Annotated in this window: 13 protein-coding genes; 8 read left to right on the top strand and 5 right to left on the bottom strand. The window is 68.2% G+C overall.

The features are described 5' to 3' along the window. Positions 1-63 precede the first annotated feature (63 nt). From CRM90_RS09755 to CRM90_RS09745, 3 genes are all read right to left on the bottom strand, one after another. The gene (locus CRM90_RS09755; RefSeq protein WP_102806804.1) at positions 64-855 is read right to left on the bottom strand and encodes a DeoR/GlpR family DNA-binding transcription regulator; all 792 of its coding nucleotides are present in this window, start codon (positions 853-855) and stop codon (positions 64-66) included. Positions 856-1026: 171 nt separating this feature from the next. Beyond that, complete coding sequence (mtr, locus tag CRM90_RS09750; RefSeq protein ID WP_102806803.1) at positions 1027-2439, bottom strand: mycothione reductase; 1413 nt, start codon at positions 2437-2439, stop codon at positions 1027-1029. A gap of 10 nt (positions 2440-2449) precedes the next feature. Next, on the bottom strand, positions 2450-3409 hold the full coding sequence (locus CRM90_RS09745) for an alpha/beta hydrolase (RefSeq protein WP_102806969.1): 960 nt from the start codon (positions 3407-3409) through the stop codon (positions 2450-2452). Between the two features lie 182 nt (positions 3410-3591). Between CRM90_RS09745 and mqo the strand changes: the two genes are divergently transcribed. From mqo to CRM90_RS09705, 8 genes are read left to right on the top strand one after another with little or no spacing between them, the layout of a single operon-like run. Further along, entirely contained in the window at positions 3592-5163 is a 1572-nt protein-coding gene (gene mqo, locus CRM90_RS09740; RefSeq protein ID WP_102806802.1) for a malate dehydrogenase (quinone), read from the top strand. Next, on the top strand, positions 5160-5633 hold the full coding sequence (locus tag CRM90_RS09735) for a GNAT family N-acetyltransferase (RefSeq protein ID WP_102806801.1): 474 nt from the start codon (positions 5160-5162) through the stop codon (positions 5631-5633). The genes mqo and CRM90_RS09735 overlap by 4 nt, the downstream gene beginning before the upstream one ends. Beyond that, positions 5630-7453, top strand: a complete 1824-nt coding sequence (locus CRM90_RS09730) for a VWA domain-containing protein (protein ID WP_102806800.1) — start codon at positions 5630-5632, stop codon at positions 7451-7453. The genes CRM90_RS09735 and CRM90_RS09730 overlap by 4 nt, the downstream gene beginning before the upstream one ends. Before the next feature lie 32 nt (positions 7454-7485). Beyond that, entirely contained in the window at positions 7486-8100 is a 615-nt protein-coding gene (cobO, locus tag CRM90_RS09725) for a cob(I)yrinic acid a,c-diamide adenosyltransferase (protein WP_102806799.1), read from the top strand. Between the two features lie 2 nt (positions 8101-8102). Then, on the top strand, positions 8103-9476 hold the full coding sequence (locus tag CRM90_RS09720) for a cobyrinic acid a,c-diamide synthase CobB (protein ID WP_102806798.1): 1374 nt from the start codon (positions 8103-8105) through the stop codon (positions 9474-9476). Then, positions 9473-10696 carry a uroporphyrinogen-III C-methyltransferase gene (gene cobA / locus CRM90_RS09715; RefSeq protein ID WP_102806797.1) on the top strand — a complete coding sequence of 408 codons (1224 nt, stop codon included), beginning with the start codon at positions 9473-9475 and terminating at the stop codon, positions 10694-10696. Before CRM90_RS09720 ends, cobA begins: the two co-directional genes overlap by 4 nt. A 33-nt stretch (positions 10697-10729) precedes the next feature. Then, positions 10730-12298 (top strand): MFS transporter, encoded by a 1569-nt coding sequence (locus tag CRM90_RS09710; protein ID WP_102806796.1) that lies wholly within the window; start codon positions 10730-10732, stop codon positions 12296-12298. A 52-nt stretch (positions 12299-12350) separates the two neighbouring features. Continuing rightward, a complete protein-coding gene (locus CRM90_RS09705) occupies positions 12351-13844 on the top strand; it encodes an MFS transporter (RefSeq protein ID WP_102806795.1) in 1494 nt (497 codons plus the stop codon). Here CRM90_RS09705 and CRM90_RS09700 read toward each other — a convergent pair. Then, positions 13841-15175, bottom strand: coding sequence for a purine-cytosine permease family protein (locus CRM90_RS09700; protein ID WP_102806968.1), 1335 nt, complete (start codon positions 15173-15175; stop codon positions 13841-13843). The genes CRM90_RS09705 and CRM90_RS09700 overlap by 4 nt on opposite strands. A 94-nt stretch (positions 15176-15269) precedes the next feature. Further along, entirely contained in the window at positions 15270-17264 is a 1995-nt protein-coding gene (locus CRM90_RS09695) for a YhgE/Pip family protein (RefSeq protein ID WP_102806967.1), read from the bottom strand. Positions 17265-17275 lie beyond the last annotated feature (11 nt).

Below are 17275 nucleotides of genomic sequence, written 5' to 3'. Positions count from 1 at the left end.
ATATGAGGTTCGGTCCCGCGGGCGGCGCTGCAACGCCGCCCGCACCCATGTGGGGGGAGCGATTCAGGCAGTGGCTGCGGCCGGCGGCCGCGCTGACAAGACCACACCTCCCGTCTCGTCGAAGGCTGCTGCAACAGCCGCGTCGGTGCTTTGGTCGGTGATCAGGCCGTCGACCGCGCTGAGGGCACACACCCGGTGCGGCGCCACCTGGCCGAGCTTGGAGGAATCGGCCAGGATGTAGCTGCGCGCGCTGTTGGCGATGATCGTGCGCCGGACGTCGATCTCGTCGAGATGGAAATCGGTGAGCCCCGAGCGGGCGTCGACCCCGCCGGAGCCGATCAATGCGAGATCGGGATAGATGTCGGCGAAAAAGGCTTTGGTGTGGGCATTCGAGCAGGCCAGGTCGCCGGGGCGGACGCGCCCGCCGGCCAGCAGCACCTGGATGCCGGGGCGGTCGGCCAATTCGACGGCCACCGGCAGCGACGGCGTGACGATCGTGCCGGTGAATCCGCGCGGGATCGCCTGGGCGACGGCGACCGCAGTCGTGCCGATGTCCAGGACCACGGTCTGGCCGTTCTCCATCAGTCCCACAGCGACTTTCGCAATCTGAGCCTTCGCCTGATGGCGGATGACCGAACGTTCGGTGAACGACGGTTCCATCGCTCGGCGCTGGTCGACCGCCGCGGCACCGCCATGCACGCGGCGGATCACGCCACGCTCCTCCAGCAGTGCCAGATCGCGGCGTACGGTCTCCGCGGAGACACCCAGCCGGCGGACCAGGTCGTCGGTGCTGACGGCCTGGCCGGAGCTGCTGACGGCCTCCACGATCGCTTCTTGCCGTGCGACGGGCAGCATCTCAGCTGACCGATTTTGTGGATTTTTGACCGCACATGACTGCAAGTGTGGAGTGTTGTGTGCATCACGTCAAGCCGAGCAACCACTGAAGCCCGCGAGCAGACACGAAAGGTACGCGACACACCGGTTTTCGGAGGCGTTTGTGTCTACTCGCGAGAGGAAGGTGAGCCGTCAGTGCCGGCGCGACGGCGGCCAGGGCGGCTCGCCGCACAACGCCAGCAGTGCGTTCTCGATCACTTCGGGCAGGGCCGGGTGAATCCAGTACTGACCTCGGGCCATCTCCTGACCGGGCAGCCCGAAACTCATCGCCTGGATCAGCGGCTGGATCAACGACGATGCCTGGTACCCCATGATGTGGGCGCCCAGGATCTTGCCGCTGTCCTGCTCGACGATGAGCTTGGCGAACCCCGTGCTGTCCTCCATCGCCCAGCCGTACGCCACGTCGGAGTAGTCCTGCACCTTGACGTTGATCTTGTATCCGGCTGCGCGGGCTTCGTTTTCGGTGAGCCCGACGCAGGCGATCTGCGGATCGGTGAACACCGCCGACGGCACGAAGCGGTGATCGGAGTACATCAACGCGTCAGTGTCGTCCCAGTCCTGCAGCAGGTTGTGCCGCACCACCCGGGCCTCGTGGTTGGCGACATGCTTGAGCTGATAGTGCGACGACACGTCACCGAGGGCGAAAATGCCTCGCGCGGTTGTGCGTTGGTAGTCGTCGACCTTGACCAGACCGTGCTCGTCGAGTTCCACGCCGGCCAGGTGCACGTCCATCAGATCGCCGTTCGGCTGGCGGCCGGTGGCCACCAGCACGGCATCGGCGTGCACTTGCGATCCATCGTCGAGTTCGACCACGGTCTGGGACCCGTCCGTATGCGCCCCGATCATGTTGCGGTGGCTGCGGATCTCCCACTTCTTGGCGGCGATGTCGGTGAACCGCTCGCAGAGCGTGTCGTCGCAGTGCGACAGCATCGCGGCACCGCGGATGACGATGGTGACCCGGCTACCCAATGCCGAGAAGACATGCGCGAATTCGGCCGCCACGAACCCGCCACCGATGATCACCAGATGGTCGGGTAGCTCGGGGATGCGCATGATCGTGTCGCTGGTGTGGACATCGACACCGCAACCGGCGATCGCGTCGGGCACCATCGCCCGCGCACCCGCGGCGATCACCACCTGCGCGGCGGTGAACTCGTCACCGGCCTCGGTCCGCAGCCGGTAGCGATCGTCGTCGCGGCCGGTGAATCGGGTGTGGCTGTCATAGACCGTCACGTCCGGCGAGGACCGCCGATAGTTCTCGCCACCGGCCGCCAACGGATCGATCCGGCCGAACACCCGCGAGACGATATCGGTCCAGCGCACGCCATCGATGTGGGCGTCGACGCCGAATCGGGCGGCCTCGCGGACGGTCTGAGCCACCTCGGCGGCGTAGACGAACATCTTGGTGGGGATGCACCCCACGTTCAGGCAGGTGCCGCCGAACACGCCCTGCTCGCAGATCGCGATCTTCTTGCCGCTGAACCGCTCGTCGATGATCGTGTTGCCCGAGCCGGTCCCGATGATCGCAATGTCGAAGTGCTCCAACGACTTCCCCTTATCCCTGACCTGCGGCCGACGCGGCGGTGTGGCGTGCGCGGTAGAAGTCCAGCCAGCCCGACAACTCGTCATAGGCTGCGGCACGCGGCTCGGCCAGCGACAGGAACACGTCGTGCTTGGCGTCGCGGATCGGCACCACCGTCGTGCGATTACCGATACAGCCCGCCCGCCGCGCGATCTGCGTGACGTCGAGCACCGCGTCACCGCGCTGCATGCTCGCCGCGTCGGCGCTCTCGGTGACGCTGTGATCGGAACGCAGGATCAGGTTCGGCACGCCGACGTCCAGACCGCGGTGCAATGTGGCGTGACCGCGGCGGATCGCGTGGATCCAGCCGAACGTCACCGGGAAGCCGCCCAGCGGTTTCCACTCCAGGTTGTAGTCGAACTCACCGTGGTAGTCGCGGTGCAGTGTCAGCCCGTAGCCGCCCTTACTGGTGCTGCGCACCACCCGGGTCTTGCGAACCCGCGACATCGCGCCGATGGCCGTCGAGGTGAGCCGGGTGCGCAGGATCGCGGGTCCGTGCAGATCCAGCCATGGGCTGTTCAACACGAGACCGCCGATGGACAGCGCCGCGGTCGCGGAGCGCCGCCGCACCCGATCGAGCCACAGCGACACGATCAGTCCGCCGGCCGAGTGGCCGCATACCAGGATGGTCGTACCGGGATTCTCGATCGCAATGATCTCGACCGCCCGCTCCAGCTCGCGGTCATAGCGGGCGAGGTCGGTGGTGAAGTGCGGCGTCTGGCCGTCGCGCCACGACCGCCCGCACTTGTGTTGGTCCAGCGCGTAGAACCGGAACCCGGCGCCGGTGAAGTGGTCGGCCAGGTCGGTGTTGAAGAAATAGTCGGTGAATCCGTGCACCGCCAGCACCGTGTGGGTGGCCGGTTTGCCGTCCGCGCGGCGCACCAGCGTGGCGAACAGATCTCCCTCACCATCGGGGTCCGGGCCCAACGCCATGGTGGCCTGTTGGTAGCCGGACAGGACGTCGTCACCCCAGTCGGCCTGCCGTGGCGTCACAGCCCCTACCCTAGCTGTGAGCAATGCGGGGTGTGGTGCTGGCGACTCTCGCGAATAAGTCGGTGTCGGGCGGGATAACCTGACTGTCTATACAGCTGTCACAAGTAAAGGACGACGATCCGGTGTCAGATACCACCAAGACCGATGTCGTACTGGTCGGTGCGGGAATCATGAGCGCGACGCTGGGCGCCCTGCTGCGGCTGGTCCAGCCGGACTGGTCGATCACGCTGGTCGAACGCCTGGACGCCGCAGCCGCCGAGAGCTCCGATCCGTGGAACAACGCGGGTACCGGCCACTCCGCGCTGTGCGAACTGAACTACACGCCGGAAAAGGCCGACGGCACCATCGACATCGCCAAGGCCATCACCGTCAACGAGCAGTTCCAGGTCACCCGCCAGTTCTGGAGCTACGCCCACGAAAACGGCATCCTGCCCGACGTCCGCAGCTTCCTGAATCCCATCCCGCACGTCAGCTTCGTGCAGGGCGCCGAGCACGTCGACTACCTGCGCCGCCGCCGGGAGACCCTGGTGCGCAACCCGTTGTTCGCCACGATGGAGTTCATCGACGACCGCGACGAGTTCAGCCGTCGGCTGCCGCTGATGGCCAAGGGCCGCGACTTCTCCGAGCCGGTCGGCCTGAACTGGACCCAGGACGGTACCGACGTCGACTTCGGCTCGCTGACCCGTCAGCTGCTCTCCTTCGGCACCGAGCGCGGCATGAGCACATTGTTCGGTCACGACGTTCTCGATCTGCACAAGGAGTCCGGCGGCGGCTGGACGGTGAAGATCCATAACCGTCGCACCGGGCAGAAGCGCAAGCTGTCGGCCAAGTTCGTGTTCGTCGGAGCCGGCGGTGGTGCGCTGCCGCTGTTGCAGAAGGCCGGCATCCCCGAGGCCAAGGGCTTCGGAGGCTTCCCGGTCAGCGGTCAGTGGCTGCGCACCGGCGACCCGGAACTGGCCGCCGCGCACCAGGCCAAGGTGTACGGACTGCCCCCGCTGGGTGCCCCGCCGATGTCGGTGCCGCACCTGGACACCCGCGTGATCAACGGCCGTTCCTGGTTGCTGTTCGGTCCGTTCGCCGGGTGGTCGCCGAAGTTCCTGAAGGAAGGCAAGGTCACCGACCTGCCGCTGTCGGTCAAGCCCAACAACCTCGCTTCGATGATCGGCGTGGGGCTCACCGAGATGGGCCTGTTGAAGTATCTGATCGGCCAGTTGGCTCTCAGCGAAGCCGACCGGGTCGACAACCTCCGCGAATTCGCCCCCACCGCACGGGATTCCGACTGGGAGCTGGACATCGCCGGCCAGCGGGTGCAGGTCATCCGCCGCGACTCCAAGAAGCTCGGTGTGCTGGAGTTCGGCACCACGGTGCTCGCCGCCGCCGACGGTTCGATCGCCGGCCTGCTCGGTGCCTCCCCGGGCGCCTCCACCGCGGTCCCGGCGATGATCGAGGTTCTCGAACGCTGCTTCGCCGACCACTACCAGGGCTGGCTGCCCAAGCTCAAGGAGATGGTGCCTTCGCTGGGCGTCAAGCTCTCGGAGAATCCGGACCTGTTCGGCGAGGTGTGGGCGCACGGCACCAAGGTGCTCGGGCTCGAGAGCGGAACCCACGCCGGCCACGCCGCACGGGCTGCCGGCCCCGACAGCACCCCGGTCGCGTCAGATTCCGGTGATCCGGAACCCGCGGGAGTGGTGTGACGGTCGCCTTGCGCCGGTCCTGGGCCAAGGACCTCGACGCGGCGACCCTGTACGAGCTGCTGAAGCTCCGGGTCGAGGTGTTCGTCGTCGAACAGGCTTGTCCCTACCCGGAACTCGACGGCCGCGACCTGCTGGCCGAGACCCGGCATTTTTGGCTGGAGCAACCCGACGGCACGGTGATCGCCACGCTGCGGCTGATGGAGGAGCACGCCGGGGGAGAGAAGGCATTCCGCATCGGCCGGGTGTGCACCCAGCGCCCGGCCCGCGGTCAGGGCCACACCAGCCGGCTGATGCAAGCCGCGCTGGCCGATGTCGGTGATCACGCCTGCCGGATCAACGCCCAGACCTACCTTGTCGACATGTACGGCAACCACGGATTCGTGGTCGACGGGGCCGAATTCGTCGAAGACGGGATCCCACACGTTCCGATGTTGCGCCCGGCCGCACCGATCTTGACCGAGAAGCCGTGAACGCACCCGCTTTTCCGTTCAGTGCGATCGTCGGGCACGACCAGCTGCGTCTGGCGCTGATCCTGTGTTCGGTGCGCCCCGAGATCGGCGGGGTGCTGATCCGCGGCGAGAAGGGCACCGCGAAGTCGACGGCGGTGCGGGCGCTGGCCGCGGTCCTGGCCGAGGTGGACGCCGGTGCCCGGCTCGTCGAGTTGCCGATCGGCGCTACCGAGGACCGGGTCGTCGGATCGCTGGACCTGCAGAAGGTGCTGCGCGATGGTGAGCACGCCTTCTCACCGGGCCTGCTGGCCCGCGCCCACGGTGGCGTCCTCTACGTCGACGAGGTCAACCTCCTGCACGACCACCTCGTCGACATCATGCTCGACGCCGCCGCGATGGGCCGGGTGCACATCGAGCGCGACGGTATCTCCCACTCCCACGAGTCGCGATTCGTGCTCATCGGAACCATGAATCCCGAAGAGGGCGAACTGCGTCCGCAACTCTTGGACCGGTTCGGGTTGACCGTCGACGTGCACGCCTCCCGCGATGTCGCGGTGCGCAGCGAGGTGATCCGCCAGCGGCTGGCCTACGAAGCCGATCCCGCCGGATTCGCCACCCGGCACGCGGGCGCGGACAGCGAGCTGGCCGCCCGGATCGCCGCCGCCCGAGCGCGGGTGGCCGCAGTGGTGCTGCCCGATGCCGAACTGATCCGGATCGCGGCGCTGTGCGCGGCGTTCGACGTCGACGGCATGCGAGCCGACCTGGTGGTCGCACGCACCGCGGTGGCGCACGCCGCCTGGCGTGGAGCCGAAGTCGTTGAGCAGCAAGACATTCGGGTGGCCGCCGAACTGGCGCTGCCCCACCGCCGCCGTCGCGACCCGTTCGACGACCCGGGCCTGGACCCGGCGCAGCTCGACGAAGCGTTGGCCGCCGCCGACCCTGAATCCGGCCCCGAACCGGAGCCCGAGCCGGACCCGCCAGGGGGTGGGCAGCCGAGCGAAGGATCTCCGCAATCGTCTGCGCCGCAAGGCACGTCGTCCTCGTCGCCGCGCCCGGCTGCACCCCCCTCGGCGACGTTCCGGACCCGTGCGCTGACCGTGCCCGGCGTGGGGGAGGGCAACCCCGGTAGGCGCTCGCGGGCCCGCAACCGCTCCGGTGCCGTGGTCACCGCGACCGATTCCCCCCAGCAGGGGCACGGTCTGCACCTGTTCGCCACCGTGCTGACCGCCGCGGGCAACCGCCGGTTGCGTCCGCAACCCGAGGACATCCGCCGCGCCATCCGGGTCGGCCGGGAAGGCAACCTGGTGATCTTCGTCGTCGACGCCTCCGGGTCGATGGCCGCGCGGGACCGGATGTCGGCGGTATCCGGTGCGGCACTGTCGCTGCTGCGCGACGCCTACCAACGCCGAGACAAGGTCGCCGTCATCACCTTCCGACAGGACGGCGCACGAGAACTATTGCCGCCCACGACGTCGGCGCACATCGCCTCGCGGCGGCTGACCCGATTCGACACAGGTGGCACCACGCCGCTGGCGCAAGGACTGCTGGCGGCGCGGGACGTCGTGGTCCGCGAACGAGTGCGGGACCGCACCCGCCGCCCGCTGGTGGTGGTTCTGACCGACGGCCGCGCCACCGGTGGGCCGGACCCGCTGGGGCGCAGCCGTTCCGCGGCCCGCCGGCTGGTCGCGGAAGGTGCCGCCGCGGTGGTGGTGGACTGCGAGACGTCCTACGTCCGGCTGGGGTTGGCCGCCGATCTGGCCGAGAATCTGGAAGCCCCCCTGCTGCAACTGGAGCAGCTGCGCGCAGACTATCTGGCACAGGCCGTGCGCAGGGCCGCCTGAAGCTGCGTTAGCGTTCGGAAAGGTTTACGTCCATGCCGCAGGGTCAGCCGCTCACCGTGCCGAACGACGGGCTGACCACCCGGGCCCGTCGCAACACCCCGGTGCTGGCCGTGCACACTGGGCCCGGCAAGGGCAAATCCACCGCGGCGTTCGGAATGGCGTTGCGCGCGTGGAACGCCGGGATGAGTGTGGCGGTCTTCCAGTTCGTCAAGAGCGCCAAGTGGAAGGTCGGCGAGGAGTCGGCGTTCGCCGCACTGGGCCGGCTGCATGACGAGCAGGGACTCGGCGGAGCCGTGGAATGGCACAAGATGGGCTCCGGCTGGTCGTGGACTCGGAAAGCCGGCTCCACCGACGATCACGCCGGGGCCGCCGCCGAAGGGTGGACCGAAATCGCCGGGCGCCTCGCCGAACAACGACACGACTTCTATGTCCTCGACGAGTTCACCTATCCGCTCAAGTGGGGCTGGATCGACGTCGACGAGGTGGTCGACGTTCTCCTCGACCGGCCGGGTGGTCAGCACGTCGTGATCACCGGCCGTGATGCGCCGCAACGCCTTCTCGACGCCGCCGACCTGGTCACCGAGATGGCCAAGCTCAAACACCCGATGGACGCCGGCCGCAAGGGTCAGCGCGGAATCGAGTGGTGAGCATGACCAGCATTCCTGCCGTGGTGATCGCCGCGCCCGCGTCGGGAAGCGGAAAGACCACCGTCGCAACGGGTTTGATCGGCGCGCTGCGGGCCGCCGGCCGACGGGTCGCCCCGTTCAAAGTCGGACCGGACTTCATCGACCCCGGCTATCACGCCGTCGCCGCGGGCCGGCCGGGCCGCAACCTCGACCCCGTTCTGGTGCCCGAGGAGCTGATCGGCCCGCTGTACCGGCATGGCAGCAGCGATGCCGACATCGCCGTGATCGAAGGCGTGATGGGCCTTTTCGACGGCCGTATCGACGAGCATCCGGTCACACCCGCGCGCGGCTCCACCGCCCACGTCGCCCAACTGCTCGGCGCCCCCGTCGTCCTGGTGGTCGACGCCCGCGGCCAGTCGCAGAGTATTGCCGCGGTGCTGCAAGGCTTCTCGACGTTCCACACCGGCGTGCACATCGGCGGGGTGATTCTCAACCGGGTCGGCACCAACCGCCACGAACAGGTGCTGCGCCAAGCGTGCGAGGCGGTCGGGGTGCCGGTGCTCGGTGCGATTCCGCGCCGTGACGAATTGGCCGTGCCGTCACGGCATCTGGGGCTGATCACCGCCGTCGAGCACGGCGAGCAGGCCCGCGCCGCGGTCGCCGCGATGACCGAGCTGATCGCTCGTCACGTCGATCTGCCCGCCGTCGTCGCGCTCGGTGCCTCGCGGGTGCAGGCGCCGGCGTGGGCACCCGAGGACGTGGTCGGCGAACCCCACGGGGGGCATCCGGTGGTCGCGATGGCCGCGGGCAAGGCCTTCAGCTTCGGCTACGCCGAACATCGCGAACTGCTGCGGGCCGCCGGGGCTGACGTCGTCGAATTCGATCCGCTCACCGACAGCCTGCCCATGCGCACCGCGGCGATGGTCCTGCCGGGCGGCTTTCCTGAGCAGCATCTGGCCGATCTGTCGGCGAACTCCGAACTGCGCGCCCAGATCCTTGAGTTGGCCGGCCACGCACCCGTGCAGGCCGAATGCGGCGGCCTGGCCTATCTGATGGATGACCTGGACGGCCATCCGATGTGCGGGGTACTGGCCGGCTCCGCCCGATTCACCCCGAGGCTGACGCTCGGCTACCGGGAGGCCGTGGCGGTGTGTGACTCATCGCTGCATGCCGCGGGTCAGCGCGTTGTCGGCCACGAATTCCACCGCACCACAGCGGAATTCATCCGCGCGCCCGAGTCGGCCTGGGCGTTCCGGGGCCATGCCGGCCAGCCCGTTCGGGAGGGTGCGGTCCACGCCGGGGTGCATGCGTCGTATCTGCACACCCACCCGGTCGCCCAACCGCAGTCGGTCGCTCGATTTGTCGCGCACGCAACCTTGACTAGGCTGCCCCGGTGACCGAGAACGCCTACCTCGTCGGCTTACGCCTGGGCGGCAAGAAGGTCGTCGTGGTCGGCGGCGGGACAGTGGCCCAACGGCGGATTCCGCTCCTGATGGCCCGCGATGCCGATGTGCACGTGATCACCCGGGCCGCGACACCGGCTGTCGAGGTACTGACCACCACCAACCCCGGCATCACGCTGGAATTGCGGGACTACCGCGACGGCGACCTCGAGGGCGCCTGGTACGCCATCGCCGCGACCGACGACCCGGCCGTCAACGCCGCCATCGTCGCCGAGGCCGACCGTCGGCAGATTTTCTGTGTGCGCGCTGACATCGCCCGCGAGGGCAGCGCGGTCACCCCGGCCTCGTTCGACCACGACGGGCTCCTGGTGGGTGTGCTCGCCGGTGGGGAGCACCGCCGGTCGGCGGCGATCCGCACCGCCATCCGCGAAGCCTTCCAGCAGGGACTGATCACCGCCGAGGCTCCGGACGACGTCACGCCCGGCAGCGTCGCCCTGGTCGGGGGCGGTCCCGGCGACCCCGAGCTGATCACCGTGCGTGGCCGGCGGCTGCTGGCCCGCGCCGACGTCGTCGTCGCCGACCGGTTGGCGCCACCGGAACTGCTCGCCGAGCTCGGACCGCACGTCGAGGTCATCGATGCCGCGAAGATCCCGTATGGCCGGGCGATGGCTCAGGAAGCGATAAACAAAATTCTTATAGACCGCGCCCGGGAGGGGCGGTTCGTGGTGCGCTTCAAGGGCGGCGACCCGTTCGTGTTCGCCCGCGGATACGAAGAAGTTCTGGCCTGCGCGGAGGCCGGCATCCCGGTCACCGTCGTACCCGGTGTGACCAGTGCCATATCGGTGCCGGCGATGGCCGGTGTTCCTGTTACTCATCGCGCGGTCAATCACGAATTCGTGGTGGTCAGCGGGCATTTGGCACCCGACCATCCGGAATCGTTAGTGAATTGGAATGCGCTGGCGCAATTGTCGGGAACGCTGGTTTTGTTGATGGCCGTCGAACGCATCGAATTGTTTGCCCAGGAATTGATGTCGGGCGGCCGACCTGCGGAAACACCGGTATTGGTGGTGCAACACGGCACCACCGCCGCCGAACGCATACTCCGGACCACACTGCGCGATGCGCCTGATCGGATTCGAGCCGACGGTATTAGGCCCCCGGCAATCATCGTGATCGGCCCCGTCGCGGGCCTTCCCGGGGCGTTCGGCCTTTAAAGAATCCTTAAGATTACTGTAGGGTAGCTCGGTATGACGGCCCTCAACGACGCTGCGCGGGCGACCGCCAACAGTTCTGAGCGCGCGGTCCCGATGCGCCTCGAGCCGGCAGCACTGGCGAAGACCAACAAGTACATCCCGAGCTGGTTGCCGTCTCGGCGGTTCTTCGCCGCGGTGACCGCCATCGGCGGCATGCAGCTGCTGGCCACGATGGACAGCACTGTCGCTATCGTCGCGCTGCCCAAGATCCAGGACGAGTTGGCGTTGTCCGATGCCGGCCGTAGCTGGGTCATCACCGCTTATGTGCTGACGTTCGGCGGGCTGATGCTGCTCGGCGGCCGACTCGGCGACACCATCGGCCGTAAGCGCACCTTCATCGTCGGCGTCGCGCTGTTCACCATTGCGTCGGTCCTGTGCGGCGTCGCGTGGGACGAGGCGACGCTGGTGATCGCACGGCTGCTCCAAGGTGTCGGTGCCGCGATCGCCTCACCGACCGGTCTGGCCCTGGTGGCCACCACATTCCCGAAGGGGCCGGCGCGCAACGCGGCGACCGCGGTGTTCGCCGCGATGACGGGCATCGGCTCGGTGATGGGCCTGGTGGTCGGCGGCGCGCTGGTCGAGGTGTCCTGGCGGCTGGCGTTCCTGGTGAACGTGCCGATCGGCCTGCTGATGATCTACCTGGCTCGCAAGACCCTGCGCGAGACCCACCGTGAGCGCATGAAGATGGACGCCGCCGGTGCGCTGCTGGCGACCGTGGGTTGTACCGCGGCGGTCTTCGGCTTCGCCCAGGCGCCCGAGAACGGATGGCAGTCGCCCATCACCCTGGCCTCGGGCCTGGCGGCCGTACTGGCCTTCGTCGCCTTCGCGTTCGTCGAGCGTCGCGCGGTCAACCCCGTGGTGCCGTTCGCCCTGTTCCGTGACCGCAACCGGCTGGCGACGTTCGCCGCGGTGTTCCTGGCCGGCGGCGTGATGTTCACGCTGACGGTGCTGATCGGCCTGTACGTGCAGGACATCATGGGCTACAGCGCACTGAAGGCCGGGATCGGCTTCATCCCGTTCGTGATCGCCCTCGGCATCGGCCTCGGCGCATCCTCGCAGTTGGTGTCCCGTTTCCCGCCGCGGATCCTGGTGATCGCCGGTGGCGTGCTGGTGCTGGCCGCGATGATCTACGGCTCCACGCTCAACGGCGGCATCCCGTACTTCCCGAACCTGGTCCTGCCGATCACCGTCGGCGGCTTCGGCATCGGCATGATCGTCGTGCCGCTGACCGTGTCGGCCATCGCGGGTGTCGGCTTCGACCAGATCGGCCCGGTGTCGGCGATCGCGCTGATGCTGCAGAACCTCGGCGGACCCGTCGTGCTCGCCATCATCCAGGCCGTGATCACCTCGCGCACCCTGTACTTGGGCGGCACCACCGGTCCGGTGAAGAAGATGAACGAGGCGCAGCTGCACGCCCTGGATCAGGGCTACACCTACGGCCTGCTGTGGGTCGCCGCCGTCGCGGTGATCGTGGGGGCTGTCGCGCTGTTCATCGGCTACACCGCCGCGCAGGTCGCGCACGCCCAGGAAGTCAAGGACGCGATCGACGCGGGAGAGCTGTAACTCCGCGAGGGCTCACCGACGACCGCCGCGGCGGCCAGTAGGGTAGTCACCCATGTCTGGTGTGAGTGGTCGTCAGCCGACCACCAGACCGCTGTCCTCCAGAGTGCTGGGGCTGGCGATCGTCGCGATCACCGGTATGCAGCTGATGTCCACGCTGGACGGCACGATCGTGATCGTCGCGCTGCCGCGGATGCAGGCCGAGCTGGGCTTGTCGGATGCCTCCAAGAGCTGGGTGATCACCGCCTACGTGTTGGCCTTCGGCGGCCTGCTGCTGCTCGGCGGTCGCGTCGGCGACGCCGTCGGCCACAAACGCGCGTTCATCTCCGGCGTCGGCGTGTTCACCATCGCCTCACTGGCGTGCGGCCTGGCCAACGACCAGTGGACGCTGATCGTGGCGCGCGCCGTGCAGGGGATGGGCGCCGCGGTGGCCGCCCCGACAGGTCTGGCGCTGATCGCCACCACGTACGCCGTCGGACATGCCCGCAATCAGGCATTGGCCGTCTCGGCCGCCATGCAGGGACTCGGATCCGTTCTCGGCCTCGTCGCCGGCGGTGCGGTGACCGGCTTGTCCTGGCGGCTGGCCTTTCTGGTCAATGTGCCGATCGGAATCTTCATCATCATCGTGGGTCTGACCCGGCTCGAGGAGACCCGGCACGAGAGACTCAAGCTCGACATCACCGGCGCGCTGCTGGCCACCCTGGCGTGTACCTCGGCCGTGCTGGTCTTCACCCAGGGCCCGCCGCGCGGGTGGATCGATCCGTGGGTCATCGGTGCGGGCGTGGCCGCGGCGGTGTTCTTCATCTCCTTCCTGATCGTCGAGCGCGGCGCCGACAACCCGCTGGTGCCGTTCTCGATATTCGACAATCGCAGCCGTGTCGCATCCTTCGCGGCGTACTTCATGGCCGGCGGCGTGATGTTGACGCTGAGCGTGATGATCGGTCTGCTGGTTCAGGATGTGCTCGGGTACTCGCCGTTGCGCGCCGGGATCTGCTTCATGCCGTTCGCGGCGGCGTTCGTGGTGGGCAACGTCGCCGCCACCAAACTGGCGCTGCGGATCGCGCCGCGGTGGGTGATCCTCGGCGGTGGTCTGCTCGTGCTGGCGGCCATGCTCTACGGGTCGACGTTGAATCGGTCGATTCCGTACTTCCCCGACCTGTTCGTCCCGATCGTCGTCGGCGGTCTGGGCATCGGGATCATCTCGGTGATCTTGCCGCTGTGCACCCTGGCCGGAGTCGGGCCGCGCGAGATCGGCCCCGTCTCGTCGGTCACCCTGATGGTCTTCAACCTCGGCGGTCCGCTGGTCCTGGTGATCGTCCAGGCGGTGCAGACCTCGCGAACGCTGTACCTGGGCGGAACGACGGGTCCGGTCAAGTACATGACGCCCGCCCAACTCGACGCGCTGGGCCAGGGGTATACCTACTCGCTGCTGTGGGTGGCCGGCATCGCCGTGCTGGTGGGGGTGGCCGCGCTGGGCATCGGGTTCTCCACCCGTGACATCGCCGCCGCCCAGCACACCCGCGAAGCCGTCGAGGCCGGCGAGCTCTAGGACCTACGCGCTCGCATCACCCGATAGCCGCCGTAAACCGCCGCTGCGACAAGGAAATTCACGAAGTACGCCAGATCGGCGCCGTGCAGAGCCGTCGCCACCGGCCCGACGATCAGGTTCGTGTGCATGAACGGCACCGCCGCCGCGAACGCCACGAAGAACGCCGCAAGGGCGACGACGGCGTCAGTGCGGGGGGTGACCTCATCGGCCGGGTTCACCGCGTCGCGGCCTGCGCTGCGGAAGCGCCAGTCGATCGCCACGATCGCCACGAACGCCGGAATCCAGTAGCTGACGAACAACAGCACACCCTGAAAGCGTGACGCCAGGTCGCCGGAGTGCAGCCACATGATGAGCGCGAACGCGATCAACACCACCACGACCGCGGACACCGGCCTGCGTACCCGCACTCCGACGGTCTGCAACGCCAGCGACCCGCTGTAGTCGTTCATCGCGTTCGAGGCCACCGACCCCAGCGCGATCACCAGCAGTGCCACCGCGCCCAGCACGCCGCCGCCCATGATGTCGCGCACGCCCTGCGCAGTCTGATCGGTGAGCGTGCCTGCCGCGGCCACCCCGATCGCCTGCACGGCGATGTAGGCCACCGCCAGGCCGCCGAAGGTGTAGCCGAACACCGCCGTGCGTGATGTGGTGACGGGCAGATACCGGCTGTAGTCCGAGGCGTAGCTGGCCCACGAGATCGCCAGGCTCAGCGCGATGGTGACCTCCAGCGCGAACGCGCCGGCCAGGTCGGCGCCGCCCAGGGTGGGCAATGAGATCACCTGATGACCGCTGATCAGCTTCCACGCGAACACCGCGAAGGTGACGATCAGCACGACCGTCATCACCGCCTGCACCCGGTGGATCACCTCGTAGCCGAAGACCCCTACTGCGCCCTGGGCCGCCAGCACGATCACCACCGCCAACCAGAACGGCATGCCCAGCAACTCGGCGAGCGCCTCACCGCCGAACAACCCGACCAGGCCGTCCCAGGCGATCGAGGACAACCACTGGATCACCGCCACCACGCCGACGGTGCCGCCAAATGCCATGCGCGCGTTGGGAAGTTGCGCGGTACCGGTGCGCGGGCCCCAGGTGGACAGGTAAGCGACGGCCAGCGACCCGATCACCGTGCCGATCACCATCGCCAGCAGTCCAAGCCAGAAGCCCAGCCCGAGCACCACCGCCAGCGTGCCGGTGAACACCACCGTCATGTTCACCTGCGGGGCGAACCACACGGTGAACAGCCGGCGCGCGCCGCCGTACCGGTTGCCGGGCGGAATGGGCGCGATCCCGTGGGTTTCGACTGCCATGTCCCCGACGTGCGACGGCATCCGGCCGGCATAGGTCTGGGCGGCCAGCGATGACCCGGCAGAACCGGTCGGCGACGATTCGGTTGTCACCCACCCACCCTAGAGGCCGCCGGGCTCACACCTCGATGGGTGGGTGCAGCCGCTCCATCGTGTATTGGCGGTTTCGCCGGGCCGCCCAGGCGGTGGCCCCCAGCGATGCGGCGAGGACGCCGGAGAGCACCGCCACCGCGATCCACAGTCGGTGGTCTATCCCACCATTGATGAGTTGGCGTAAACCGTTGACGGCGTACGTCATCGGGTCTGCCGGGTGAATCACCTGGAAGGGCTTTGCGGTGGTCTCCACCGGATAGATCCCGCCGGCCGACACCAGCTGGAGCATCAGGAACGCCAGCGTGACGACGCGCCCGACGGCCACGCCGAACACGGCGTTGAAGGCCTGGATGATGCCGAGGAACGCGGCGATGACCAGGATCAGGAACGCCACCGTGGCCACCGGATAGCGAGCCTTCAACCCGACGCCGTAGTGCACCACCACGTACATCACCAACACCTGGCTCACCGCGACGAGGAGGGCAGGCCAGTACGACGCCAGCACCACGCGCAGCGCTCCGAGCCCGTTGATGATCGGCCGGGACTGCAGCGGGGTCAGAAGCATCCAGATGATCAGCGCCCCGATAAACAGTGCCAGCGGCAGGAAGAACGGGGCGAATCCGGTGCCGAAGGTCGCCGCCGGGTTGTGTGTCTCCATGTCCAGATTCACCGGAGAGGCAACGGTTTTGGCGACGACTTGGCGCTGTTGCGGCGTCCACGACGGAACCTGTGTGGAGCCTTCCCGCAGCTTGCCGGCCAGCTCCTGGCTGCCGTCCCGTAGCTGCCCGGTGCCGTCGGCAAGCCGCTGCGCACCCGCTGCCAGCTGACGGCTGCCGTCGGTCAACGCCACCAGGCCGGCGCTGAGCCGCTGCGTGCCGGAATCGAGCTGTTGGACGCCGCTGCGCAGCTTCAGCACTTCGGCGCGCAGGCTGCCGTCGACCGCCGCGGTGAGGAAGGTCCGCACCTTGCTCGTGGGGTCGCCCAACTCGTTTTCGAGTTGGGCGGCGCTGTCGCGCAGTCGGGCGAGGCCGTCGTCGGTCGTGGGATCGATACCTTGGGCCCGAAGCAACCGCTGGGCGCCGGCGAGGACTGTCCCGACATCGCGCACCGTGGGGTCCGGGTTGTTCGACAAGGTGGCCACCGCCTGATCGACCAGCGCTGCGGCCTGCCGCTGGTCGATGTTCAACGCCGCTATCCGGTCAGAGGCCGAGCGCACCGCTCCGCTGAGGTGTTCGGCGACCGCGCCGACCTCGGCCGGATCCAGTCCCAGCCCGTCGACCCGCTCCAGCACGTGCACCAGCGGATCGGTCGCCGTGGTGACAGCGGCATTCAATTGTTTTGTACCGGTGGCCAATTGGGCTGCGCCATCTCGAGCGGTGGCCATGCTGGTGGCCAGAGTGGCCGATCCGGTGGCGAGTTGGTGGGCCCCCGCGTCGGCGGTGTCCAGCCCGGACGCCAGCCGGTCGGCGCCGTCGGCGGCGGCCTTGAGGCCAACGCCGGCGTCGGTGAGCCCGGTCAACACCGTGCCGACAGTCTGTTCGCCGACGCTGGAATTGACCTGATTGATGACCTCGCGCGCGGCGTTCTGACCAATGATCGAGCCGAGGTAGTTGTTGGCGTCGTTGAAGGTGAACTTCAGGCTGGCCGGGGTGGGCTCATCGCCGGAGGGCGAGGCGATGTCGGCGCTGAAATCGGCCGGGATCGTGATCGTGAAGTAGTAGGTGCCGTCTGCGAGCCCGCGGGCGGCGTCGGCCGCCGACGTCTCGTGCAGCTGCAGTTGGCCGGAATCCTTGAGCGCCTTGGCCACCTGGTCCCCGGCCCGCAGGGGTTTGCCCTGAGCCTGGGCGCCACGGTCCTCGTTGACCAGGGCGGCGGGAACCTTGTTGACCGCGGCGAACGGATTCCAGAACGCCCACAGGTACATCGCTCCGTACAGCAGCGGCATCAGGATGATGGTGACCAGGGCGATGCGGGGCAGGACGCCTCGGGAGTAGCGCTTGAGGTCGGTGCCCAGTGACATTCCGGCGAGCA

Source organism: Mycobacterium sp. ENV421, from assembly GCF_002887815.1.
Classification (GTDB): domain Bacteria; phylum Actinomycetota; class Actinomycetes; order Mycobacteriales; family Mycobacteriaceae; genus Mycobacterium.
The sequence above is the reverse complement of the archived record's forward strand: the minus strand, read 5'-3'. Positions and strand labels throughout refer to the sequence as shown.

What these genes read in the sequence shown, in the direction of transcription:
- CRM90_RS09705 (WP_102806795.1), top strand. Translation starts at nt 12,351, where the DNA reads ATGTCTGGTGTGAGTGGTCGTCAGCCGACCACCAGACCGCTGTCCTCC.
- CRM90_RS09700 (WP_102806968.1), bottom strand. Translation starts at nt 15,175, where the DNA reads ATGCCGTCGCACGTCGGGGACATGGCAGTCGAAACCCACGGGATCGCG.
- cobO (WP_102806799.1), top strand. Translation starts at nt 7,486, where the DNA reads ATGCCGCAGGGTCAGCCGCTCACCGTGCCGAACGACGGGCTGACCACC.
- CRM90_RS09755 (WP_102806804.1), bottom strand. Translation starts at nt 855, where the DNA reads ATGCTGCCCGTCGCACGGCAAGAAGCGATCGTGGAGGCCGTCAGCAGC.
- CRM90_RS09695 (WP_102806967.1), bottom strand. Translation starts at nt 17,264, where the DNA reads ATGTCACTGGGCACCGACCTCAAGCGCTACTCCCGAGGCGTCCTGCCC.
- CRM90_RS09745 (WP_102806969.1), bottom strand. Translation starts at nt 3,409, where the DNA reads ATGGCGTTGGGCCCGGACCCCGATGGTGAGGGAGATCTGTTCGCCACG.
- CRM90_RS09710 (WP_102806796.1), top strand. Translation starts at nt 10,730, where the DNA reads ATGACGGCCCTCAACGACGCTGCGCGGGCGACCGCCAACAGTTCTGAG.
- CRM90_RS09720 (WP_102806798.1), top strand. Translation starts at nt 8,103, where the DNA reads ATGACCAGCATTCCTGCCGTGGTGATCGCCGCGCCCGCGTCGGGAAGC.